Source organism: Mesobacterium pallidum (genome assembly GCF_019966535.1).
Classification (GTDB): domain Bacteria; phylum Pseudomonadota; class Alphaproteobacteria; order Rhodobacterales; family Rhodobacteraceae; genus Mesobacterium; species Mesobacterium pallidum.
In genome coordinates this window covers 124,687-146,218 of the sequence record NZ_JAIMID010000017.1, presented here as the reverse complement: position 1 = coordinate 146,218, position 21,532 = coordinate 124,687, and the positions used below count along the sequence as shown (strand labels likewise).

Sequence of the window (21,532 nt, the reverse complement as noted above, 5' to 3'; positions counted from 1 at the left end):
GTCCGCGGCGTCGGCGAAACCGGCATCACCCCGCCGCTGCCGGCCATCGCCAACGCCATCCACGCCGCCACCGGCGCAAGGCTGAGACACCTGCCCATGAGCCCCCAGAAGGTGCTCAAGGCGGTGCGGGGGGCGTAACGCCCGCCATCACCAAATAACGAACGACCGGCCGGGGATCTCCCCGGCCGTTTGCGTTTCCGCCCGTGGTGTTGCGAGGCACCCCACCAGGGGCGATGAGCGCCCGCCATGGACAAACGCCCCGCCGGGAAGATCCGGGCGGGGCGCTCATGTCCGTCGGGAAAAGCCCGGGGGAGGGTCAGGCGTTGGCGCCGGACATATGGCGCGCGGCGATGTAGCCGAAGGTCAGGGCGGGCCCGAGGGTGATCCCGCCGCCGGGATAGTTGCCACCCATGATGGACGCCGCATCGTTGCCAGCCGAATAGAGCCCCTTGATCGGCTTGCCCTCGCTGCACAGCACCTGCGCATACTCGTTGGTCCGGATCCCGGCGAATGTGCCCAGGTCACCGACATGGACGCGCACCGCGTAAAACGGTCCCTTGGCCAGCGGCGCGACGCAGGGGTTGGGCTTGTGCTCGGGATCGCCCAGCGAGCGGTTGTAGGCGGTCGAGCCCTTGCCGAACTCCGGGTCCTCGCCGCGCACGGCGTGCCGGTTGAACTCTTCGACCGTCTTGACCAGCTGCGTCCCGTCGGCACCGATCTGGCGCGCGAGGTCCTCGAGCGTCTTGCCGCGCACCAGGTACCCGCTCTTGATCAGCCCCTTGTAGGGCACGGGCGTGGGCTTGGCATAGCCCAGGCCATACTTGCGGAACGTCCGGTGGTCGGCCATGAACCAGGCCGCCAACTCGGCATCCGGCCCGCCTTCCTCGCGGCAACGGGCGACCATGGCCTGGCAGAAGTCGTGGTAGCTTTGCGCCTCGTTCACGAAGCGCCTGCCGGACCGGGTGATCGCGATCACGCCGGGTTTGGAGCGGTCGACGAAATGCGGAAAGGTTCCCAGCGTGCCATCGCCCCGCGGCGGGCGCGAGATCGGCACCCAGGCGGCGGCGTTGGGCAGGTCGGTGTTGATCGTGCCGCCGACCGTCTCGGCCAGCCGCAGCCCGTCGCCGGTGTTGCCCGGCGGGGCCGGCGAGACGTGTTCATGCCCCGAGGGCGCATGGGGCATCAGCTCTTTCCGGCGCACGGCATCCTGCGGAAAGCCGCCGGCGGCCAGCACCACGCCCTTGCGGGCGACCACTTCGATCGGGCCGTCAGGCCGGTTGATGATCGCGCCGGTGACATCGCCGGCCGCGTTCCTGATCAACCGCTTGACGGGCGACGAGGTCCAGATCGGCACGTCCTTGTCGAAACAGGACTTGGCCAGCCGTGCGACCAGCGCGTTGCCGTTCATCAGCCGCATGGCGCGGCCGTGAAACAGCATGTCCCGTGCGAACTTGGCCACCAGCCCGGTCACGAAAATGGCAGAGACGGGCGAGCGGGTGACGTTGAAGAAATGCAGCAGCTCCTTGCCGGACCCGATCATCATGCCCAGCACCGTGATTTCCCACAGGGGCGGGCGCAGGCGCCTGATCTCGCGGCCCAGCTCGCGCCCGTCGAAGGGGCGCGCCACGATGGACCGGCCGGCATCCATGCCGCCCGGCGCCGTGGGGTGGTAATCGGCAAAGGTCGGGCCAAGGTCGAACTGCAGCGCCGTCTTGGTCTCGAAGAACTCGACCGCCTTGGGGCCCGCCTCGAGAAAGGCATCGACGCGGGCGGCGTCGAAATGTTCGCCCGTCTCGTGCTGCATGTAGGTGCGCGCCTTCTCTACGCTGTCCTGGATCCCCGCCCGCTTGGCCGGGCCGTTGTTCGGGATCCAGCTCCAGCCGCCCGAGCGGGCGGTGGTGCCGCCAAAGACCGGCTCCTTCTCGGCCACGATGACCTTAAGGCCCCGGTGGGCCGCCGAGACGGCGCTGGAAAGCCCCCCCGCGCCCGATCCGACGACCAGCACATCCACTTCCTCACGTTTCATCATGATCCTCCATCAGGCGGCGAGGTAGCCGCCATCGACCGGCAGCAGCGCGCCGGTCACGTAGCTTGAGGCGTCCGAGGCGAGGAACAGCACGGGGCCGACCAGCTCATCGGGTTTGCCGGGGCGGCGCAGCGGTGTATGCGCCATGAACTTGCCGATGGCCTCGGGGTTTTCGCGGGTGGCCACGGTCATCGGCGTTTCGATCACGCCGGGGGCGATGGCGTTGACGCGCACGCCGTGCTCGGCCAGGTCATGGGCCAGCGCCTTGGTCATCTGCAGCACCGCGCCCTTGGAGGCGGCATAGGCCACGAGGCCGGGATTCGCCGCCACCGACATGATCGAGCCGAGGTTGACGATGCGGCCGCGCATCTCGATCAGCTGGGGCAGGAAGGCGCGGACCATGTTCATCTGGCCGCCCGCGTTCACCGCCATCACGGCGTCCCAGTCCGCGTCGAAGGTGTCCGAATCCGTCGCCGTGCGGCGGATGATCCCGGCGTTGTTGACGAGGATGCTGGCCGCCACGCCGAAGCTTTCGCGCGTCTTCGCGGCCAGCGCGGCGCAGGAGGCGCGGTCGGTGATGTCCACCGCCAGCCCCACGGCCTTGCCGCCGGTGTCGCGGATGCTGGCCGCGACCTTCTCGACCGCCTCGGCCTGGATGTCGCAGGCGACGACGCGCGCGCCCGCCTCGGCCAGCCCGCGGGCGATGGCCTGGCCATTGCCCTGCGCCGCCCCGGTCACCACGGCGACCGTTCCCTTGATTCCCTGCATGTAGCCTCCCTTTCCGGTTGTTCGCTGCTGGATCCCGGGGCGGGGCCAGGCGGACCCGCATCAAGTTTGCAACTAGCGAACGGTTTTGAATTTAACAAACATGCTCGAATTGCCAAGGGGTTTTTTCGTCCGTAGCTGACCTTCACAGGCGCTTGCAAAATGAAGACGTGGATCAACTGGCTGTAATAAAGGGAAAAATCGGCTCGACGTGGCGCCGTGTTGAGGAAAAAAATATATCATATTGACAAATAACTTCGGTATAGGAGAATTTTAGGCTAGGCGCAGATCCCCCGAAGCCGGGGTCCGCGAGAGGGAGGACAGCATGACCAGAGATCACCGACAGGCGCAGCCCGTCCGGCGCGATGTGCAGCCGGCCCCCGGCATCGGGAGGGCAGCCGCATGACCGGCCAGCGGCTGCTGCTCGAGATGCATGGCGTCTCCAAGCATTTCCCCGGCGTGCGCGCGCTGCATGACATCACCTTCGACGTCCGCGCGGGCGAGGTGCATGGCCTCGTCGGCGAGAACGGCGCGGGCAAGTCGACCCTGATGGGCGTCGCCTCGGGCGCGCTGGTGGCCACGACCGGTGAGGTGCGCATCGACGGCACCCCCGCCTCGGGCGAGCCCGACCGTGCCCGCGAGCTGGGCCTGGCGATAGTGCGGCAGGAACCGGCCCTGATGCCCGACCTGTCGGTGGCCGAGAACCTCTACCTTGGCTTGCCGCATGGCCGCCGTCCGGCACTGTCGGGCCTGAACGACTGGGCGCGCCGCCTGCTGAACCACTGGAGCAGCGACGTCACCATCGACCCGCGCGACCACATCACCACGCTCAACGCCGAGCAGCGCTTTATCGTCGAGATCGTGAAGGCGCTGGAATGCGAGCCCAAGGTGCTGGTGCTGGACGAGCCGACCGAACACCTGGCGACCGAGGACGTGGAGCGCCTGTTCGCGCGCGTGCGCCAGGTCACGGCGCGGGGCGCGGCGGTGGTCTACATCTCGCACCGCATCCGCGAAGTGCAGGCCATCGCCGACCGGCTGACCGTGCTGCGCGACGGTGAGGGGCAGGGCACCTTTCAGGCGCGCGAGCTGAGCGAAGACCAGATCGTGTCACTGATCGTTGGCGGCGATCTTGACCGGACCTTCCCCGAAAAGGCCGCGCCGGGCGAACACCCGGTGGTGCTGTCCACCGATGGCTTCTCGGGCCCCGGGTTCACCGACGTGTCGCTGCAGGTCCGCGCGGGCGAGATCCTGGGCCTGGCCGGCATCGACGCCAACGGCCAGCGCGAATTCATGCGCGCGCTTGCCGGAATCACGCGCGGCCGTGGCGCGGTCACGCTTGGTGGCAAGGGGGTCGAGATCCGCTCCTCCCAGGCCTCAAAGCGGCTAGGCATCAGCTACCTGCCGGGCGACCGCCACCGCGAGGGGATCTTTCCCGAACTGTCGGTGCGCGAGAACTTCGGCATCCGCAGCCTGGGCGACCAATCCACCGCCGGTTTCGTCAGCGCGCGGGCGGAAAGCCGCCGCACCCGCGAGGCGATCGCGCAATTCGCGGTCAAGACGCCCCATGGCGAGACGCCGATCCAGTCGCTGTCGGGCGGCAACCAGCAGAAGGTGGTGCTGTCGAGCGTCCTGGCCGGCAACCCCCGCGTGCTGCTGGTGGACGAGCCGACCCAGGGCGTCGACGTCGGCGCCCGGGCCGAGATCTACCGCGTCATCCGCGAGGCCGCGCGCAGCGGCGTGGCGGTGATCCTGGTGTCGTCGGACCAGCAGGAGGTCGCGGGGCTGAGCGATCACGTCGCCATCTTTTCGCGCGGGCGGGTGGTCGACATGCTGTCTGGGGACCGCGTGACCGAGGACAACATCACCTCGTCGGTGCTGAAATCCACCGGGCAGCGCGACAAGCATCACCGCGCCGTCGGGTCGTTCTGGAAATGGGCGGCGGGCAATGCCGCGCCGCTGGTCATGGTCGCCTCGGCGATCCTGCTGCTGGGCACGGTGGCGGGCCTCTGGAACCCGTTCTACGTCTCGCCCCGGAGCCTTTCCAACATGATGATGCTGGCGGCGACGCTGGCGCTGGTGGCTTACGGCCAGCAATTCCTGATGCTGGTCAGCGGCATCGACCTGTCGGTCGGGCCGACCATGGGCCTGCTACAGGTCGTCGGCTCGTTCTTCCTGCTCAAGGACACCGGGCTGGGGACGCAGGCCCTGGGCTGGGCGCTGATCATGGGCGTGTCGGTCGTGGTCGGCGTGGTCAACTGGGCGCTGGTCGTCGGGCTGCGATTGCACCCGATGGTGGCGACGCTGGCGACCTTCATGGCGATCCAGGCGGTGTCGCTGATCCTGCGGCCCGTGCCGGGCGGGATGATCGACAGCCAGATCATGCTGGCACTTGGCACCAAGGTGGGCATCGTGCCCGTCACCTTCATCGTCGCCGTCGTGTTGGCGCTGGTGATGGAATACGTGCTCTACCGCGGGGCGCTTGGCCTGGCCATGCGCGGCCTCGGCTCGCGCGAGGACTCGGCCCGCACCGCCGGCATCGTGCCCGGCCGGACGCGGCTGATCGGCTACGTCGGCTGCTCGGTCTTTGCCGGCCTCGCCTCCATCACCATGATCGCCCAGGTCGGCATCGGCGATCCGCGGGCCGGGCTCGGCTACACGCTGGGCTCCATCGCGGCGGTCGTGATCGGCGGCGCGAGCCTCTTCGGCGGGCGCGGATCCTTCATCGGGGCGCTGCTGGGGGCGATCTTCATCACCCAGGTGAACTCGGTCACCGTGTTCCTGCGCCTCAGCCAGGAATGGCAGCAATACCTTCTGGGCGGGCTGATCCTTGCCTCCGTCGCGCTCTATTCGAAAAGCCGTGAGAAAGTGGTGCAGGCATGACCATGACATCGACGTTGCCGAAAGAGGCAGGCCCGGCCGGGCAGACCGTGGCCGCGCGGATCAAGGACACCGTGCTCAACGAGTTCAGCTGGATCTGGGGCGGGACCGTGATCCTGTTCATCCTGTGCACTTTCATCGCGCCGGGGGTGGTGCGGCCGGCGGCGATCAGCTCGATGCTGCCGTTTGCCGCGATCCTGGCGATCACGGCGGTCGGCATGACCGTGGTGATCCAGCAGCGCGGGCTCGACATGTCGCTGCCCGGCACGATGACCATTGCGGGGCTGCTCTTCGCCAAGATCGGCTTCATGACCGGATCGACCCTGCTGGCGGTGCCGCTGACGCTGGCCATCGCGGTCTGCATCGGCATCGTGAACGGTCTCCTGGTGGCCAAGGTCAACATCACGCCCATCGTGGTGACGCTGGCGACCAACGCGATCCTGATGGGCGCCGTGCGGGCCGTGTCGGGCGGCAGTCCGATGACCGCCCCGGCCGAACTGGCGGCGTTCTCGCACGGCAAGCTGCTGGGTGTGCCGATGACGCTGATCCTGGCCGTGGGCTTCATCATCGTGATCAGCGTGGTGACCAAGCGCACCATCGCCGGCCGCCGCTTCGTGGCCGTGGGCGCGAACCCGGCGGCGGCGACGGCGGCGGGCATCCCGATCCTGCGCTACCAGGTGGCGACCTATGCCATCGCGGCGCTGTGTTTCGCCGTGGCGGGGATGCTGTTCACCGGCTTCATCGGCTCGGCCTCGCAGACGGCGGGCGTCGATTTCCTGCTGCCGGCCATCGCGGCGGTCGTCGTGGGCGGTACGCCGTTCTCCGGCGGGCGCGGCAGCGTGATCGCCAGCGGAGTCGCGGCGCTCTTCATGGCGCAGCTGGGCCAGATGGTCCTGGCGCTTGGCGCAAGCACCGCGATCCAGCTGCTGGTCCAGGCGCTGGCGATCATCATCGCCGTGGCCGTGCGGCACCTGCCGGCCCTCTTCGGCTACATGCGGCGCTAAGCCGACACGGGGCGCGCATCCGGTGCGCCCTGCATGCACTCAAGACGAAAGGACCCGGCCCATGCTGACCGTGATGTCCCTGATCCAGACGCGGACCGAGCTGACGGACCGCCACGTGACCGACAATGCCGAGGCCATGCGCCAGGCCGTGGCCGGGGTGCCCGGCGGCGGCCTGTTCAACCGGGTGATCGACCGCAGCCAGAAGGGCATCAGCTACGCCCGCGGCGCGCTGGACCTCGACGCCATTGGCCAGGCGGAGTTTCCCGACATCTCGGCCAGCATGACCGCCGCCTCCTCGGGTGCGTTCAACCTGTCGATGGGGCTGCCGGGACCGCTGGTCGAAGCCGTCCACCCCATCGTGTGCCTGCGCAACACGGTCATCGCGCCGCCCAAGGCGGGCCTCAAGCGCATGTCGATCCTGCGCAAGCGGCCGGACGTGTCGTGCGAGGTCTTCCAGGACCAGTGGTTCAACGTGCACAGCTTTCTCGTCAAGCGGCTGCCCGGCATCACCGGCTACCGCCAGAACCTCGTGCTGGACGGGCCGCGGGACGAAGTCGGCCACATGATGGTCGACGGCATGGTCGAGCTGTGGTTCCCGGACGGCGCCACCATCGACGCCGCCTTCGGATCGGACATCGGGCGCACGACCATGACCCATGCGCTGGAGTTCATCGCCGAGATCTCGACCTTCCTGGTGGAGCCCGTGGCGCTGCCCGGGCAGGGCTGAGTGCCCCAGGACCCGCTCTTCTGGGGCGTCATGGCCGTGGCGGTCACGATCCTGGGCCTGTCCAAGGGCGGGTTCGCCGGGATCGGCATGGTCAGCACGCCGCTGGTGGCGCTGGTCATCGACCCGATCACCGCCGTCGGGCTGATGCTGCCCATCATGCTGGTGCAGGACGGGGTGGCGATCTGGCTCTACCGGCAAAGCTTTGACGCCAGCTTGCTCAAGGTCTTGATCCCCGGCGGCGCCCTGGGGGTCGGGCTGGCCTACCTGCTGGCCAGCTCGGTTCCGCCCTACACGGTCAAGGCGGTGCTGGGCGTGATCTCGGTCAGCTTCGCGCTGTGGCAGCTGGCACAGGCCCGGCGCGGCCGGCCGTTGGTGGCCCTGCGGGCGCGTGGCGCAGCCGATGCCGCCCTAGGGGTCGCGGCCGGGGCGGCCAGCGGGTTCACAAGCGCCATCGCCCATGCCGGCCCGCCGCCGTTCCAAGTCTACGTCATGCCGCGCGGGCTGACGAAAGAGGTCTATGTCGGCACAAGCGTCATGTTCTTCGCCTGCGTGAACCTGATGAAGCTGCCAAGCTTCGGGGCGCTTGGCCTCTTCAGTGCCGAGAGCCTGAAGGTCAGCGCGGTGTTCATCCCACTGGCGGTGGTCGCCAGCTGGGCCGGGGCACGGCTGGTGCGGGTGGTCAACCCCGACACCTTCCGGACGCTCATCACGCTGATCCTGCTGGGCATCGGGTGTGTCCTGCTGGCGCAGGCGGGGGTCGAGGCGTTCAGCTGACCCGGGCGCCCCGGCTCCAGGCCGCCCGCAACAGCGGCACATTGCCCGCAGCCCCCACGTGCAGCACGTCGGCGCGCCAGCCGACCTCGAGCCGCCCGCGATCGGTGAGGCCCGCCGCGCGCGCCGGGTTCTCGGTCACGCAGGCCACGGCGCGGGGCAGGTCGTCCCAGCACTCCGCCAGCCGGAAGGCCGAGAGCAGCAGCGCCGAGGGCACGTAGTCCGAGGACACGATGTCCAAGAGCCCCGCCTCGGCCAGCTCCATCGCCGCCACGTTGCCGGAATGCGAGCCACCCCGGATCAGGTTCGGCGCGCCCATCATCACCGCGATGCCGTGGGCATGGCAGGCCTCGGCCGCCTCGCGGGTGGTCGGGAACTCGGCAAAGCCCACGCCGCTCTCGCGCGAGGTCGCGACCTGTGCGGCCGTGGTGTCGTCATGACTGGCCAGAACCGCGCCGTAGCGCGCCGCCTCGGCCACCGCGCCGACCTCGTGCCGGGCGCCATAGAGGCGCTGCAGCTCCTTGAGGTTGGCGACGTGGTCGATGAATTCCTGCTCGGATAGCCCGCGTTTCTTGGCCACGTAGGTGCGCAGCGCCGACATGTCGCGGAACTGGCGCTGGCCGGGCGTGTGGTCCATCAGCGACACGATCCCGACCCGGTCCTCGGGGCCGAATTCGGCCATCTCCTCCAGCAGCGTTTCCGAACAGATCTCGGCGCGCAGGTGCAGGAAATGGCTGATGCGGAAATGCCCCGCCGCCCGCGCCGCCAGCAGCTCATCCGCCAGCTTGCGGGCATAGGCCTCGTAGCGCGCCTTGCTGCCGTGGATCGAGCCCACGCGCAGCGCGTCGAAGACGGTGGTGATCCCGGTCGAGGCCAACTCGGCGTCATGGGCGATCAGCGCGGGCAGGTGGGGCCAGTCGACGGCGGGGCGCGGCTCGATATGGCGTTCTAGGTTGTCGGTGTGCAACTCGACAAGGCCGGGCATGACGTAATCGCCGGCGCAGTCGATGGCGCCGGTGGGTACCGCGTCGCCCTCGGCGATTTCGGCGATGACGCCGTCCGCCAGCGTGATGCGGCCGGTGAGAACACGGTCCGCCAGCACCAGCCGGGCGTTGGCAAGCGTCACCGGGTCTGACATGGAACCGTCATGCGCATCTGCGAAAGAGCCGGGAGAGAAAGGGGAGTTCATGTCATACACTCGCTTTGCGATCTATTACCTGCCGCCCGCGGGCCCGCTCGCCGCCTTCGGCGCGTCTTGGCTGGGCTGGGACGTGGAATCGGGGGCGCCCGTGGATCACTGGGACGTGCCCGGGATTGATGACGTCACGATGACACCCCGCAAGTACGGTTTCCACGGCACGCTGAAACCGCCTTTCCGGCTGGCGGATGGCCGCTCGCCCGAGGGGCTGGCCGAGGCGGTCGCGGCGATGGCCGCCGCTTGCGCGCCGGCGCGGGCCGAGGGGCTGGCGCTGACCGCCCTGGGGCGCTTCCTGGCGCTGACGCCGGTGGGGGATGTCTCGGGGGTCGCGCGGGTCGCGGCGACCTCTGTGCGCGATCTCGACGCCTTCCGCGCGCCGGCCCCCGAGGCCGAGCTGGAGCGCCGCCGCAAGGCCGGACTGTCCGAGCGGCAGGAGGCAAACCTGCAAGCCTGGGGCTATCCATACGTGATGGAGGATTTTCGCTTTCACCTGACCCTCACGGGCCGTCTGCCCAAGCCCGAACTGCCCGCCTGGATGGCCGAGGCGTCGGGGCTCTTGCCGGACCTGCCCGCGCCCTTCGTGCTGGATGCGGTGGCGCTGGTGGGCGAGCGGTCGGATGGGCGGTTCGAGCTGATCCAACGCTACGCCCTCACCGGCTGAAGCGCGGCCAGCGCCAGGGCGACGGCCGCGTCCAGCGTCCCGTCGTTGGGGATCTCGGTCACGTCGAGGCCCTCGGGCAGCGGATCGGTGCTGCGGGTCAGCCGGGCCGCGATCTCGGCCTCGCTCTCCCGCCCCCGGTTCGCGAGACGGCGTGCGAGGGTTTCGGGCGTGGCGGTGATGTGCAGCACCTTCAGGCGGGGAAAGATCCGCGCGGCCTCGTCCAGCGCCCCGCGTGAGAAATTGGCGAGGCACTCGGCACCCTCCTGCACGGCGGTCACGGTCCAGGCCGGGATGCCGTAGTAAAGCCCATGCGCGCCCCAGCGGATGCAGAAGGCCCCGCGCGCTGCCATCGCCTCGAACTCCGCGACGGTGGCGGGCACATACTCTTCTCCGCCCAGCTCGGGCGCGCGGGTGATGACGCGGCGCACAAGGCGCAGGTCCGGCCGCGCGGCCATGATCCCGGCGATCACGGAATCCTTGCCGACGCCCGAGGGTCCGACCACCGCGATGAGCCGCCCCGCGCTCATGCCGCCCGCGCCGGGGTGAATTGGCTGACGTCGATCTCGCGGTCGCAGACCCGGGCGCGCGCCGCCTCGTCGTGGAAGATGCCGATGATGGCCGCGCCGCGCGCCTTGGCCTCCTCGATCAGGGTCAGGACGACCTCGCGGTTGGCGGCATCCAGGCTCGCCGTCGGCTCGTCCAGCAGCATGGCCGGGTAGGCATGGGCAAAGCCGCGCGCGATGTTCACGCGCTGCTGCTCGCCACCGGAAAAGGTGGTGGGCGAGAGCGGCCAGAGCTGCTCGGGGATGTTGAGCCGGGCCAGCAGGTCGCGGGCCCGCGCCTCGGCCTCTGACTGTGGCGTGAGAAGCAGGCGCAGCGGCTCGGCCACCACGTCCAGCGTCGGCACGCGGGGCACGACGCGCAGGAACTGGCTGACATAGCCAAGCACCTCGCGGCGCAGGCGGATGATCTCGCGCGGCTCGGCCGTCACGATGTCGGTGCCGCCGATGCGGATGGCGCCGGACTGGGTCTTGTAATTGCCGTAGATCATCCGCATCAGCGTGGATTTCCCGGCGCCCGAGGCCCCGGTCAGGGCGACACATTCGCCGGGCGCGACGGAAAGGCTGGCGCTGCCCAGCACCTCGATCACGGCGCCGCCCTGGTTGTGCAGGGTGAAGGTCTTGGTGATGTTGTCGATCTCGATCATGGCTGTGCGCTCGTTGATGTGTCGAAGTGAGGGGCCAGCCCCTCACACTCCCCGGAGTTTATTGGCAAGATGAAGGGGGACCCCGTCATACCTGCAGCACCGAGGAGACGAGAAGCTGGGTGTAGCCGTGCTGCGGGTCGTCGAGGACCTGGTCGGTCAGGCCCGCCTCGACCACGCGGCCGGATTTCATCACCATGAGGCGGTCGGCGAGCAGGCGGACCACCGCCAGGTCGTGGGTCACGATGATCGCCGATAGCCCCATGTCGCGCACGAGGCCGCGCAGGAGGTCCAGCAGGCGCGCCTGGACCGACACGTCGAGGCCCCCGGTCGGTTCGTCCATGAAGACGAGGCGCGGGCCGGTGACCAGGTTGCGCGCGATCTGGAGCCGCTGCTGCATGCCGCCCGAGAAAGTGGTGGGGCGGTCGTCGACGCGGGTGGCGTCGATTTCGACCCGGCCGAGCCAGTCGATGGCCTGGTCCCGGATCTCGCCGTAATGGCGCGCGCCCACGGCCATCAGCCGTTCGCCCACGTTGCCGCCCGCGCTGACGCCCATGCGCAGCCCGTCGCGGGCGTGCTGGTGGACGAAAGCCCAGTCGGTACGGCCGAGCATCCGGCGTTCGGGCTCGGACATGGTGATGGTGTCTTTCGGCCCATCGGCGCGGGTGTCGAAGACCACGCGGCCCGCGTCCGGCGCGAGGTGCCCGGCCATGCAGTTCAGCAGCGTCGACTTGCCCGAGCCGCTTTCGCCGACGATCCCCATGACCTCGCCCGGGTAAAGGTCGAAGGAGACGTCGCCGCAGCCCAGATGCGCGCCGTAGCGCTTGGTCAGGCCCTCGACAGACAGAAGTGGTGTCATGCGGCGTCCTTTCCGCGGTGGCCGGCGGCCTGCCGGGTGTCGCAATGATCGGTGTCCGAGCAGACGAACATCCGCCCGCCCGCATCGTCGGTGATGACCTCGTCGAGGTAGCTTTCGGTCGCCCCGCAGAGGCCGCAGGGGTGGTCGGCCTTTGAGGCTTCGAAGGGGTGATCCTCGAAATCCAGGCTCGCCACTTGCGTCCAGGGCGGCAGCGCGTAGATCCGCTGTTCGCGACCCGCGCCGAAGAGCTGGATCGCGGGGTTATCCGAGAGTTTCGGGTTGTCGAACTTGGGGATCGGCGAGGGGTCCATGACATAGCGCGCCTCGACCTTGACGGGGTAGGCGTAGGCCGTCGCGATATGGCCGTGGCGCGAGATATCCTCGTAGAGCTTGACGTGCATCAGCCCGTATTCCTCGAGGCTGTGCATCTTGCGCGTCTCGCTCTCGCGCGGCTCGAGGAACCGCAGCGGTTCCGGGATCGGCACCTGGTAGACGAGGATCTGGCCTTCGCGCAGCGGCTCTTCGGGGATGCGGTGGCGGGTCTGGATGACGCTCGCCTCGGCGGTCTTCGTGGTCGTCTCGACCCCCGCCGTGCGCTGGAAGAAGCTGCGGATCGATACGGCGTTGGTCGTGTCATCGGCGCCCTGGTCGATGACCTTGAGCCGGTCCTCGGGCGTCAGCACGGCGGCGCTGACCTGCACCCCGCCGGTGCCCCAACCGTAGGGCATGGGCATCTCGCGGCTGGCAAAGGGCACCTGGTAGCCGGGGATCGCCAGCCCCTTGAGGATGGCGCGGCGGATCATGCGCTTGGTCTGCTCGTCAAGGTAGGCGAAGTTATAGGCCTGGTCGGTCACAGCAGCCCCCTGTCGGTCAGCGCGCGGTCAAGCGCGGCGGGATCGGTGAAACGGATGGCATCCATGCCGACGGCCTCGGCGCCGGCCACGTTGGCGGCGCTGTCGTCGATGAAGGTGCAATCGGACGGCGTGACGCCGGCGCGCTGGCACAGCAGGTGAAAGATCGCCGGGTCGGGCTTGGTCATCTTTTCCTGCCCCGAGACGATGGTCACGCCGAACGCCTCCTGCAGGCGCGGGTGGGCGGTGAGGCCGATGGGCCAGGTTTCCGCCGACCAGTTGGTGATGGCGTGGATCGCGTGTCCGCGGCTGCGCAGGCGGTCCAGCAGGCGCCAGGAGTCTTCGATGGCGTGCTGGATCGTGCAGGCGAACCGGGTCGCATAGGCGGCGAAGAGCATGCGGTCATCGGGGTCCGCGATCTCCTGTGCCAGGGCGCCGAAACGTTCGCCCCGGTCGGCGCGCAGGTTGCGGGCGAGGAAGTCGGTGCGGGCGAGGAAATCGGCCACGGCCGCGTCGCTGCCAAGTTGCGGGCGGAAGGCAGGGGCCGGGTCCCAGCGGACCAGCACGTTGCCGATGTCGAAGACGATGATTTTCATTCCGCCGCCTCCTGCACCTGCGCCGCCGTCGCCTCGCGCCGAAGTTTGCGCACCAGTTCAAGTTCGGACTGGAAGTCCACGTAATGCGGCAGTTTTATGTGTTCGAGGAAGCCCGTCGCCTGGATGTTGTCGGCGTGATACAGCACGAATTCCGCGTCCTGCGCCGGGGCGCCTTCGAAGTCCTCGCCCAGCTCTTCCCAGCGCAGTGCCCGGTCGACCAGCGCCATGGAGATGGCCTTGCGTTCGGTCTGGCCGAAGACCAGCCCGTAACCGCGGGTGAATTGCGGCGGCTCGGTCTTCGAGCCCTTGAACTGGTTCACCGTCTCGCATTCGGTCAGGGTGATTTCGCCGATTTCGACGGCAAAGCCCAGCTCGGGGATCTCCATTTCCACCGGCACCGCGCCGATGCGCAACTCGCCGACAAAGGCGTGGTTGCGGGCGTAGCCGCGCTGGGTGGAATAGGCCATCGACAGGGTGAACCCTTCATCCGCGCGGGTCAGCGCCTGCAGCCGCAGGGCGCGGTCGGCGGGCGTCTCGAGCGGTTCGCGGGTCAGGTCGGGCGGGGGCGTGTCGTCGGCGGGGGCGTCCTCGATCAGCCCTTCGCGGTTCAGGAAATCGGTGACATGGGGGACCGGGGCGGCGTCCGTTTCGCGGGTCGGGGCGGCCGGGACGTCTCCGTCGGCGGCCAGTTTGAAGTCCAGCAGCCGGTGCGTGTAGTCGAAGGTCGGGCCCAGCACCTGGCCGCCCGGCAGGTCCTTGAAGGTCGCCGAAATGCGCCGGTCGCAGGCCATGGCGGCGGTGTCCACCGGGTTCGACGCACCGAAGCGCGGCAGGGTGGTGCGGTAGGCGCGGATGAGGAAGATCGCCTCGATCAGGTCTCCGCGCGCCTGCTTGATCGCCAGCGCAGCGAGATCGGGGTCGTACAGCGAGCCCTCGGCCATGACCCGGTTCACGGCAAGGCTCAGCTGTTCGCGGATCTGCGCGACGCTGAGTTCGGCAACCGCAGGGTCGCCGCGGCGTTCCTCGGCCAGCCAGGCATGGGCGTTTTCGATGGCGCGTTCGCCACCCTTGACGGCGACATACATCAGGCGGCCTCCACGTGCGTGCTGCGGGGCAGGGCGGCGAGTTGCGCGCCGCTGGTGAAGAGAAAATCGAGCCCCAGCGGGAAGCGCGCGGCATTGGCGCAGAAGGCGTCTATGCCGGGGAGCGACAGGGCCGCCGCGTCGCGGATACCGGGGCCGGTGAGGCGCGCGCCGGTGTCGGTCAGGGCGTCCATCTCGACGATCAGCGTGGCCGAACGGTCGGGGTAATCGGGCGTGCCCACGGGGTAGGTCGAGAGGGGGCCAAGCGCCTCCCACCTCCCCAATGCGAACATGCAATGCGATGGGCCGGTCAGCGGCGCGCCGGTGTGGAAGGCGACCCAGTCGCGCACCGCCGGGCAATCGGCGTCGCCCGCCAGGTAGAGCGGCGTATCGGTGTCGCACAGCGTCAGCAGCGCGGCGCCGGCGGCGGGCGACAGGGGCGCGGGCGGCGTGGCGCCGGTGATGTCGTGCAGGGTGCCGGGGCGGGCCATCGCATTCATGATGGCGCGGAAGGCATGGGCGGCGTCGCGGGCCGGGTCAGCGAACCCGCCTTCGAGAGCGTGGGCATCCATCAATCGTCCCCCCGGACCATGGTGAAGAAATCGACCTTGGTGGCCGCCGCCTTGGCGGCGCGGGTCGCGCGGCGGGCACTCGCCTCGGCCTCGAGCACGTCAAGCACCCCGGCCTGTACCTCTGCGGCGGCGTCCGTCTGCATCAGCGCATCGACCAGCGCGGCCGCCTCGGCATCCGCCTTGCGGCGGCCCTGGATATAGGCGTGGCCGACCGCGCCGCCCTCGAGCCGCAGGGCGCAACGGGTCACGGTCATTTCGCCCAGGTTGAAGGGCGCGCCGGTGCCGCCCGCCCGGCCGCGCACCATGGTGCTGCCGATCTCGGGCGCGCGCAGCCAGCCATGCGCGGGGCGTGGACCCATGGCTTCCAGCAGCGCGGCCACGCGACCCTCGGGCGCCTTGGCCAGAAGGCTCATCCAGGCTTTGCGCCCGGCGTTGGGGTCGGCCGTGTCTTTCATCTAGACACCTTTCGCGCTTACTATACAACTAGACACATCTTAGCAGATTCGGCGCGAACGCACAGCGGAGATTTGTAAAACTTGGGTGACGCATCGGGGATGAAAGCGGGGCGCACGCCGGTCTGGCAGGCCATTGCGGGCGCCCTGCGCGGCGATCTGAGCGAAGGGCGCTATGCCCCCGGCGACAAGCTGCCGACCGAGGCGGCGCTGGCCGCGCGCTTTGGCGTCAATCGGCACACAGTGCGCCACGCGCTGTCGCGGCTGGTGGACGAGGGGCTGGTCTACACGCGCCGCGGGGCCGGGGCATTCGTCGCCGCCACCCCGGCGGATTACCCGATTGGCAGGCGGGTGCGCTTCCACGACAACCTTCTCGCGGCGGGCCGCCGGCCCGACAAGATCGTGCTGGACGTGGAACGGCGCGCCGCGACGGAAGGAGAGGCCCATGCCCTGCGCCTCGTCCCCGGCGCGCAGGTCTGCGTCTACCACGGGCTGTCGCTGGCCGACGCGCAGCCCGTCGCGGTCTTCGAAAGCGTCTTCCCGCTGGACCGGCTGCCGGGGATCGACGCCGCGCTGACCGAGGTCTCCAGCGTGACCGAGGCGCTGCGCCGCTGCGGGGTGCCCGATTACACCCGCGCCTCGACCCGGCTCACGGCGGTGCGCGCGGACGCGACCCAGGCGCTGCATCTTGCCTGCCGCGAGGGCGATCCGCTGCTGCGCTCGACCGGCGTCAACGTGGACGGCGCGGGCGTGCCGGTCGAATACGGTCGCACCTGGTTCGCAGGCGACCGCATCACCCTGACGCTGGAAAGCTGAGTGCGGCGACAACGCGGATTGACCCCGCGCGGCGCAAATGGTCGAAGAGCGCAAACCTGACCCTTTCGGAGCTGCCCCGATGACCCAATCCACCCGCATCGTCCTGTCCAGCGACCACGCCGCCATCGACCTGCGTCAGGCCGTCGCGAAACACCTCGAGGCCAAGGGGTTCGACGTGACCGACATCGGGCCCATGACGCCCGAAAGCACCCATTACCCGCACCACGGCGCGGCGGCCGCCGAAAAGGTCGCAGCGGGCGCGGCGGATCTTGGCATCATCCTTTGCGGCACGGGCCAGGGCATCATGATGGCCGCGAACAAGGTCAAGGGCATACGCTGCGGCGTCTGCTCGGACACCTTCTCGGCCCGCATGATCCGCGCGCACAACGACGCCAACATGCTGTCGCTCGGCGCCCGCGTGGTGGGCGAGGGGCTGGCGCTCGAGATCGTGGACGCCTTCGTCGGGACCGCCTTCGAGGGCGGCCGCCATGGCACCCGCGTCGACATGATCACCGCGATGGAGGGCTGAGGCCCTCAGCCGCCGTATTTCTCGAGGAAGGCTTCGGCCGGCAGCGCGCGAAAGTCCGCAAGGGTGTCGCGCAGCCGCGCGTGCGGCCAGTCCCACCAGGCCAGCGCGATGAGGCGCTCGGCGATGGCCGGCGGCTGGCGCGGGCGCAGCACCGCCGCCGGGGTGCCCGCGACGATGGTGTAGGGGGCCACGTCTTTCGTCACGACCGCGCCCGCCGCGACCACGGCCCCGTCGCCCAGGGATACCTCGGGTTTCACCATCGCCCCCGCGCCGATCCAGGTGTCGTGGCCGATGGTGGCCACCCGCGCCTTGCGGCGGGCAAAGAAGTCTTCGTCCCGCCCTGCGTCGTCCCAGTAATCGTCTGACCGGTAAAGGAAATGGTGGCAGGCGGCGGTGTCCAGCGGATGGTCGGTTGCGCCGATGCGGGCAAAGGCGGCGATGTTGGCGAACTTGCCGATCCGCGCATTGGCGATGTCGGCGTAGCGGTCGCAGTAGGAGTAATCGTCCAGCGCGCTATGCGCGATGCGGCTGCCGCGCCCGACCTCGGTGAATGCGCCAAAGGTGCTGTCGGTGATCTCGCAATCGGGATGGACAAACGGGGCGTCGGGCGACAGGCGCGGCATTTGGAACCTCGGGACGGGGCGTCAGAAGGGGCGCTCTTCGCCCGAGAAGCGGAAGAACTTGCCGGTGTCCTTCACGGTCAGCCGGTCCGCAATGGCAAGGATGCCGCGGGCGACGGTTTCGGGCGCTTCGTCGGCCGAGGCGCCGCCCATGTCGGTGCGCACCCAGCCCGGGTCGATCAGCGCGACGGCGATGCCATCGGGTTCGAGCAGGGTGGCGAGGCCCTGCATGACCTTGTTCACCGCCGTCTTGGACGCGCGGTAGGCGATGCGGTCGGCGGCGCGGTAGCCCATCCAGGACATCTGCGACGACACGGTCAGGATGCGCGCGTTATCGGCGAGGCGAAGGTTCGGCAGCACCGCCTGCGCCACGGCCAGCGGGGCGAGCGTGTTGATCGACAGCGTCTGGGCGAAACCGTCGAAATCCATGTCGAGCGGGGATTGCCGGTCGGGCCCGATCACCCCGGCGTTGTTGATGAGCAGGTCCAGCGGGCCTTCGACGTGTAGCGCACCGGCGATGGCCGACGGGTCCGACAGTTCCAGCGGGATCGTCCCGCCGGCCCCGTCGCGTGTCGTGCCGATGACCTCGAGGCCCTGCGCCCGCGCCTCGGCCGCGAGGGCCGCGCCGATGCCGCGATTGGTGCCGGTGATGAGAATGCGGGCCATGTGGGTCAGTCCTTCTTGCCGATCAGGCGGGCGCGCAGCCAGCCCGAAAACCAGTCCATGACCATGACCATAAGCACGACGAGGATGATGTAATAGGCCACTTCCTCCCAGTCCTTCTGGGTCTGGATGGCTTGCGTCAGCAACAGGCCGATGCCGCCGCCGGTGATGGCGCCGATGATCGTGGCCGACCGGGTGTTGGATTCGAGGAAATAAAGCACCTGCGCCAGCAGCACCGGCACCACCTGCGGGATGACGCCAAAGCGATAGCGTTGCAGCGGTTTCGCGCCGGCCGAGGCGACACCTTCGATCTGCTTTTCATCCACGTTTTCCAGCGCTTCGGAGAAGATCTTGCCGAAGGTTCCGGTGTCGGTGATCAGGATTGCCAGCGCGCCGGTCAGGGGCCCCGGGCCAAAGGCGCGGGCCAGCACCACCGTCCAGATCAGCGCATCCACCCCCCGCACGAAGTCGAAGAGCCGCCGCGTCGCCGCCCGCAGCAGCATCACCGGGGCAAAGCGTTTCGCGGCGAGGAAGGCCAGCGGCAGGGCGATCATCGCCGCGCCCATCGTGCCGAGGAAGGCCATCAGGATCGTCTCTCCGATCGCCCAGGCGACATCGCCGTGGCGCCACATCGGGTTGCCCCAGAAATCGGCCCAGGCGCCGGCCAGGTTCGACCGCGCGGGGTCGATCCGGTCGCCGAAGAGGATCTGCATGACCCCGTGCCCATAATAGGGGCTGTCGAAGGTGAACCAGAAGAGCTCCCACCCGGGGAAGTAATTGAAGACCTCGGTCTTGGAGCCGGTGAGGGTGATGCGCCCCTCGGGCGTGGTGATGGCCACGCGGCGCGGACCGGCGTTGATCCAGTCCGGCGTCTCGGCGGGCAGGTTGGTGGTGACGCTGCGCCCCTCGGCCTGCGCCTCGATCACGCCGAAGCCGGGGATCGTCACCTCGGCGCGGTTCTCGGGCAGCAGGCGGACAAGGTGGCCTTTGCCAAGGTCCACGGTGACGATCTCTTCCCCCGTGACCCAATCGGGGCGCGTGCCCTCGGGGTAGGCGCCCTTGCGCTCGCCCTCGACGGCATAGGTGATCTCTCCGTCGCGGTTCGACCGGGTGACATGGGTCTTGTAGGACCAGCTGTCCGAGGCGAGCGTCACCGCGTTGTCGAGGTTGGCGCGTTGGGCAAGGCCCGCGATGTCGAAGGCAAAGAAGATGTAGGTGAAATAGGCCAGCACCACGGCGGGCAGGGCGAAGGCCAGCAGCGTCTTGCGGCGGATCAGGCGCTCGGCGCCCAGCTTGGCGGGGCCCAGGTCGATGGCGGTCATGCGCGGTGCCCCTCGGTCAGGCGGTTGCGGAAGCGGCTGGAGAGCTGGTCGAAGAGCACGATGGTCCCGAAGAGCAGCACGAAGATCGCCGCCGCCTCGTCGAACCGGCCCGGCCCCCAGGCCATGGCGTTGCGCAGCTCGTAGCCAAGGCCCCCTGCGCCGACAAAGCCGAGGATGGCCGAGGCGCGGATGTTGATCTCGAACCGCAGCAGGGCATAGCTGAGGTAGTTCGGCGCGACCTGCGGCAGGATGCCCAGCCACATGCGCTGCGCCCAGGTGGCGCCGGTCGATGCCAGCCCTTCGACCGGCTTGAGGTCGGCGTTTTCCGCGACCTCGGAGAACATCTTGCCAAGCGCCCCGGCGGTGTGGATGGCGATGGCAATCATCGCCGGCACCGGCCCGCCGCCCAGCACGAAGATCAGCACCAGCGCGATGACGATCTCGGGGATAGCGCGCATCACGTCCATGAGCCGGCGGAAGAGGGGGATGAGGCGCGGCCAGCGCGCCAGACCGCGGGTCGACAGCAGCGACAGGACCAGCCCGGCGCAGGCGCCGAAAAGGGTGCTGACGGCGGCGATGTTCACCGTCTCGATCAGCGCGGGGAAGTATTTCACGATCAGCGCGGGCAGGTCGGCGCGCTTTTCCCAGGCTTCGGACAGCACGTCGGCGGGGTAGTCGCCGATGTTGTGCAGCCCGTCCCAGAACCCGCCCGCGTTGCGCCCGTCGGCGACCATGAAGCCCGAGACCATCAGCAGCGCGAAGATCGCCAGCGTCAGCCCGCCGTAGAGGCGGCGGCGCTGGACCTGCGCGAGGTAGCTCGACTGGATCGTGTCCACGCGCGGCGGGCCGGAAAGGGTCGCGTCGGTCATGCGGTATCCTTGGGGGGGAGGGGTCTTTGCGATGCGCCCCGGGCCGGTGAGGGTCCGGGGCGCGTTGGTGCGTTGATACCGGGGTGTGGCTGCGCGCCTTTCTGCGAAAGACGCTTACGCCACCACGGTTGAGCGCGTAGCGCTTAGCCGCCGATCTTGGCTTTCCGGGCTTCGATCACCGATTGGTAGACGTCATGCGTCACCGGCTGGAAGCCCAGCGTGTCGCCCGCGGCCACGCCGTAGGCGCAGTCCTTGTCCATGTCGTACAGCCCCTCGACCAGCGCGGTCATCGAGGTCTTGACCTCGGCCGGCAGCGACTTGCGCAGCACGACGGGGCCTTCGGGGATCACCTTGGACTTCCAGATCTGCACCAGCTCGTTCATGTCGACGAGGCCGGCATCCACGGCCTTGCGCAGCGCGCCCGAGTTGTAGCCGTCTTCCCAGTTGCCCTGGCCGTCGGCCCAGGTCACGCCGCCGTCGATATCGCCGTTGAAAACCGCGACGATGGTCTGCTCGTGACCGCCGGTGAACTTGACCTCGCCGAAGTAGTCGCCCGATTCCATGGTCGCGCCGGTCTCGGCCGGGATTTCGATGGACGGGATCAGGTAGCCCGAGGTCGAGTTCGGATCACCGAAGCCAAAAACCTTGCCCTGCATGTCCTCAAGCGAGGTGATGCCGCTGTCGGCGCGGGCGAAACCGATGGAATGGTACCCGATGGAGCCGTCGAGGTTGACCTTGACCAGCACCGGCTCGACCGCCTCGGGGTCTTGCAGGAACGTGGCGGCATAGCCCGAGGCGCCCAGCCAGGCCATGTCGATGGTGCCGCCCAGCAGGCCCTGGATGACGCCGTTGTAATCGGCCGGAGCAAACAGCTTGACCGGCACGCCCAGCTCTGCCGAGGCATAGTCCTGCAGGCAGGCGTAGGAGTTCATGCGGTCCTGGGCGTTTTCGCCGCCAAGGATGCCGATGCGGAATTCCTCGATCCCCTGCGCCTGGGCGGCGCCGACGATGGCGGTGGTGGCAAGGGCGAAGGCTAGGGTGGTTTTCATCTGTCTCTCCGTGGGATGA

The 21,532-nt window shown here is 69.0% G+C and carries 23 protein-coding genes; 7 read left to right on the top strand and 16 right to left on the bottom strand.

Annotated elements, in window-relative coordinates:
* Positions 1–316 precede the first annotated feature (316 nt).
* Both MF270_RS21225 and MF270_RS21220 read right to left on the bottom strand, forming a co-directional pair.
* Positions 317–2,026, bottom strand: coding sequence for an FAD-dependent oxidoreductase (locus MF270_RS21225; protein ID WP_238367792.1), 1,710 nt, complete (start codon positions 2,024–2,026; stop codon positions 317–319).
* Between the two features lie 12 nt (positions 2,027–2,038).
* Entirely contained in the window at positions 2,039–2,794 is a 756-nt protein-coding gene (locus tag MF270_RS21220; protein WP_238367791.1) for an SDR family NAD(P)-dependent oxidoreductase, read from the bottom strand.
* A gap of 399 nt (positions 2,795–3,193) precedes the next feature.
* Between MF270_RS21220 and MF270_RS21215 the strand changes: the two genes are divergently transcribed.
* The 4 genes from MF270_RS21215 (at position 3,194) to MF270_RS21200 (ending at position 8,173) form a co-directional block, all read left to right on the top strand.
* Entirely contained in the window at positions 3,194–5,671 is a 2,478-nt protein-coding gene (locus tag MF270_RS21215; protein WP_238367790.1) for an ATP-binding cassette domain-containing protein, read from the top strand.
* Between the two features lie 2 nt (positions 5,672–5,673).
* Positions 5,674–6,672 carry an ABC transporter permease gene (locus MF270_RS21210; RefSeq protein WP_238367789.1) on the top strand — a complete coding sequence of 333 codons (999 nt, stop codon included), beginning with the start codon at positions 5,674–5,676 and terminating at the stop codon, positions 6,670–6,672.
* 61 nt (positions 6,673–6,733) lie between these two features.
* Positions 6,734–7,399, top strand: a complete 666-nt coding sequence (locus tag MF270_RS21205) for an EthD domain-containing protein (protein WP_238367788.1) — start codon at positions 6,734–6,736, stop codon at positions 7,397–7,399.
* Positions 7,400–8,173, top strand: coding sequence for a sulfite exporter TauE/SafE family protein (locus tag MF270_RS21200; protein ID WP_238367787.1), 774 nt, complete (start codon positions 7,400–7,402; stop codon positions 8,171–8,173).
* On the opposite strand, the gene MF270_RS21195 is transcribed toward MF270_RS21200, so the two are convergent.
* Positions 8,166–9,308, bottom strand: coding sequence for an alpha-D-ribose 1-methylphosphonate 5-triphosphate diphosphatase (locus MF270_RS21195; protein ID WP_238367786.1), 1,143 nt, complete (start codon positions 9,306–9,308; stop codon positions 8,166–8,168). The genes MF270_RS21200 and MF270_RS21195 overlap by 8 nt on opposite strands.
* A gap of 49 nt (positions 9,309–9,357) precedes the next feature.
* On the opposite strand from MF270_RS21195, the gene MF270_RS21190 reads away from it, so the two are divergent.
* Positions 9,358–10,029, top strand: coding sequence for a DUF1045 domain-containing protein (locus MF270_RS21190; RefSeq protein WP_238367785.1), 672 nt, complete (start codon positions 9,358–9,360; stop codon positions 10,027–10,029).
* Here the strand turns inward: MF270_RS21190 and phnN are convergent.
* From phnN to phnG, 8 genes are all read right to left on the bottom strand, one after another.
* On the bottom strand, positions 10,011–10,556 hold the full coding sequence (phnN, locus tag MF270_RS21185) for a phosphonate metabolism protein/1,5-bisphosphokinase (PRPP-forming) PhnN (protein WP_238367784.1): 546 nt from the start codon (positions 10,554–10,556) through the stop codon (positions 10,011–10,013). The two genes, MF270_RS21190 and phnN, sit on opposite strands and share 19 nt — an antisense overlap.
* The gene (phnL, locus tag MF270_RS21180) at positions 10,553–11,236 is read right to left on the bottom strand and encodes a phosphonate C-P lyase system protein PhnL (RefSeq protein ID WP_238367783.1); all 684 of its coding nucleotides are present in this window, start codon (positions 11,234–11,236) and stop codon (positions 10,553–10,555) included. Before phnL ends, phnN begins: the two co-directional genes overlap by 4 nt.
* 85 nt (positions 11,237–11,321) lie before the next feature.
* Positions 11,322–12,092, bottom strand: coding sequence for a phosphonate C-P lyase system protein PhnK (gene phnK, locus MF270_RS21175; protein WP_238367782.1), 771 nt, complete (start codon positions 12,090–12,092; stop codon positions 11,322–11,324).
* The gene (locus tag MF270_RS21170; RefSeq protein ID WP_336246042.1) at positions 12,089–12,946 is read right to left on the bottom strand and encodes an alpha-D-ribose 1-methylphosphonate 5-phosphate C-P-lyase PhnJ; all 858 of its coding nucleotides are present in this window, start codon (positions 12,944–12,946) and stop codon (positions 12,089–12,091) included. Before MF270_RS21170 ends, phnK begins: the two co-directional genes overlap by 4 nt.
* The gene (locus MF270_RS21165; RefSeq protein WP_238367781.1) at positions 12,943–13,539 is read right to left on the bottom strand and encodes an HAD family hydrolase; all 597 of its coding nucleotides are present in this window, start codon (positions 13,537–13,539) and stop codon (positions 12,943–12,945) included. Before MF270_RS21165 ends, MF270_RS21170 begins: the two co-directional genes overlap by 4 nt.
* Positions 13,536–14,624: a carbon-phosphorus lyase complex subunit gene (locus MF270_RS21160; RefSeq protein WP_238367780.1), complete on the bottom strand. Its 1,089-nt coding sequence runs from the start codon at positions 14,622–14,624 to the stop codon at positions 13,536–13,538. Before MF270_RS21160 ends, MF270_RS21165 begins: the two co-directional genes overlap by 4 nt.
* Entirely contained in the window at positions 14,624–15,193 is a 570-nt protein-coding gene (gene phnH / locus MF270_RS21155; RefSeq protein WP_238367779.1) for a phosphonate C-P lyase system protein PhnH, read from the bottom strand. Before phnH ends, MF270_RS21160 begins: the two co-directional genes overlap by 1 nt.
* Positions 15,193–15,648, bottom strand: a complete 456-nt coding sequence (gene phnG / locus MF270_RS21150; RefSeq protein WP_238367778.1) for a phosphonate C-P lyase system protein PhnG — start codon at positions 15,646–15,648, stop codon at positions 15,193–15,195. The genes phnH and phnG overlap by 1 nt, the downstream gene beginning before the upstream one ends.
* Positions 15,649–15,747: 99 nt before the next feature.
* Between phnG and phnF the strand changes: the two genes are divergently transcribed.
* Both phnF and rpiB read left to right on the top strand, forming a co-directional pair.
* Positions 15,748–16,461, top strand: a complete 714-nt coding sequence (gene phnF / locus MF270_RS21145) for a phosphonate metabolism transcriptional regulator PhnF (protein ID WP_238367794.1) — start codon at positions 15,748–15,750, stop codon at positions 16,459–16,461.
* A gap of 79 nt (positions 16,462–16,540) precedes the next feature.
* Positions 16,541–16,990, top strand: coding sequence for a ribose 5-phosphate isomerase B (gene rpiB, locus MF270_RS21140; protein ID WP_238367777.1), 450 nt, complete (start codon positions 16,541–16,543; stop codon positions 16,988–16,990).
* A gap of 5 nt (positions 16,991–16,995) precedes the next feature.
* Here the strand turns inward: rpiB and MF270_RS21135 are convergent, their stop codons facing one another.
* From MF270_RS21135 to phnD, 5 genes are all read right to left on the bottom strand, one after another.
* Positions 16,996–17,613 (bottom strand): DapH/DapD/GlmU-related protein, encoded by a 618-nt coding sequence (locus MF270_RS21135; protein WP_238367776.1) that lies wholly within the window; start codon positions 17,611–17,613, stop codon positions 16,996–16,998.
* Between the two features lie 21 nt (positions 17,614–17,634).
* The gene (locus MF270_RS21130) at positions 17,635–18,276 is read right to left on the bottom strand and encodes an SDR family NAD(P)-dependent oxidoreductase (RefSeq protein WP_238367775.1); all 642 of its coding nucleotides are present in this window, start codon (positions 18,274–18,276) and stop codon (positions 17,635–17,637) included.
* 5 nt (positions 18,277–18,281) lie between these two features.
* The gene (phnE, locus tag MF270_RS21125; RefSeq protein ID WP_238367774.1) at positions 18,282–19,595 is read right to left on the bottom strand and encodes a phosphonate ABC transporter, permease protein PhnE; all 1,314 of its coding nucleotides are present in this window, start codon (positions 19,593–19,595) and stop codon (positions 18,282–18,284) included.
* On the bottom strand, positions 19,592–20,464 hold the full coding sequence (gene phnE / locus MF270_RS21120) for a phosphonate ABC transporter, permease protein PhnE (RefSeq protein WP_238367773.1): 873 nt from the start codon (positions 20,462–20,464) through the stop codon (positions 19,592–19,594). Before phnE (MF270_RS21120) ends, phnE (MF270_RS21125) begins: the two co-directional genes overlap by 4 nt.
* Before the next feature lie 143 nt (positions 20,465–20,607).
* Positions 20,608–21,513, bottom strand: coding sequence for a phosphonate ABC transporter substrate-binding protein (gene phnD, locus MF270_RS21115; RefSeq protein WP_238367772.1), 906 nt, complete (start codon positions 21,511–21,513; stop codon positions 20,608–20,610).
* Between the last annotated feature and the right edge of the window lie 19 nt (positions 21,514–21,532).

Bases quoted from the DNA above. Each gene is read 5' to 3' on its own strand.
- MF270_RS21225 (WP_238367792.1), bottom strand. From the start codon at position 2,026: ATGAAACGTGAGGAAGTGGATGTGCTGGTCGTCGGATCGGGCGCGGGG.
- MF270_RS21220 (WP_238367791.1), bottom strand. From the start codon at position 2,794: ATGCAGGGAATCAAGGGAACGGTCGCCGTGGTGACCGGGGCGGCGCAG.
- MF270_RS21215 (WP_238367790.1), top strand. From the start codon at position 3,194: ATGACCGGCCAGCGGCTGCTGCTCGAGATGCATGGCGTCTCCAAGCAT.
- MF270_RS21210 (WP_238367789.1), top strand. From the start codon at position 5,674: ATGACATCGACGTTGCCGAAAGAGGCAGGCCCGGCCGGGCAGACCGTG.
- MF270_RS21205 (WP_238367788.1), top strand. From the start codon at position 6,734: ATGCTGACCGTGATGTCCCTGATCCAGACGCGGACCGAGCTGACGGAC.
- MF270_RS21195 (WP_238367786.1), bottom strand. From the start codon at position 9,308: ATGTCAGACCCGGTGACGCTTGCCAACGCCCGGCTGGTGCTGGCGGAC.
- MF270_RS21190 (WP_238367785.1), top strand. From the start codon at position 9,358: ATGTCATACACTCGCTTTGCGATCTATTACCTGCCGCCCGCGGGCCCG.
- phnN (WP_238367784.1), bottom strand. From the start codon at position 10,556: ATGAGCGCGGGGCGGCTCATCGCGGTGGTCGGACCCTCGGGCGTCGGC.
- phnL (WP_238367783.1), bottom strand. From the start codon at position 11,236: ATGATCGAGATCGACAACATCACCAAGACCTTCACCCTGCACAACCAG.
- phnK (WP_238367782.1), bottom strand. From the start codon at position 12,092: ATGACACCACTTCTGTCTGTCGAGGGCCTGACCAAGCGCTACGGCGCG.
- MF270_RS21165 (WP_238367781.1), bottom strand. From the start codon at position 13,539: ATGAAAATCATCGTCTTCGACATCGGCAACGTGCTGGTCCGCTGGGAC.
- MF270_RS21160 (WP_238367780.1), bottom strand. From the start codon at position 14,624: ATGTATGTCGCCGTCAAGGGTGGCGAACGCGCCATCGAAAACGCCCAT.
- phnH (WP_238367779.1), bottom strand. From the start codon at position 15,193: ATGGATGCCCACGCTCTCGAAGGCGGGTTCGCTGACCCGGCCCGCGAC.
- phnG (WP_238367778.1), bottom strand. From the start codon at position 15,648: ATGAAAGACACGGCCGACCCCAACGCCGGGCGCAAAGCCTGGATGAGC.
- phnF (WP_238367794.1), top strand. From the start codon at position 15,748: ATGAAAGCGGGGCGCACGCCGGTCTGGCAGGCCATTGCGGGCGCCCTG.
- rpiB (WP_238367777.1), top strand. From the start codon at position 16,541: ATGACCCAATCCACCCGCATCGTCCTGTCCAGCGACCACGCCGCCATC.
- MF270_RS21135 (WP_238367776.1), bottom strand. From the start codon at position 17,613: ATGCCGCGCCTGTCGCCCGACGCCCCGTTTGTCCATCCCGATTGCGAG.
- MF270_RS21130 (WP_238367775.1), bottom strand. From the start codon at position 18,276: ATGGCCCGCATTCTCATCACCGGCACCAATCGCGGCATCGGCGCGGCC.
- phnE (WP_238367774.1), bottom strand. From the start codon at position 19,595: ATGACCGCCATCGACCTGGGCCCCGCCAAGCTGGGCGCCGAGCGCCTG.
- phnE (WP_238367773.1), bottom strand. From the start codon at position 20,464: ATGACCGACGCGACCCTTTCCGGCCCGCCGCGCGTGGACACGATCCAG.
- phnD (WP_238367772.1), bottom strand. From the start codon at position 21,513: ATGAAAACCACCCTAGCCTTCGCCCTTGCCACCACCGCCATCGTCGGC.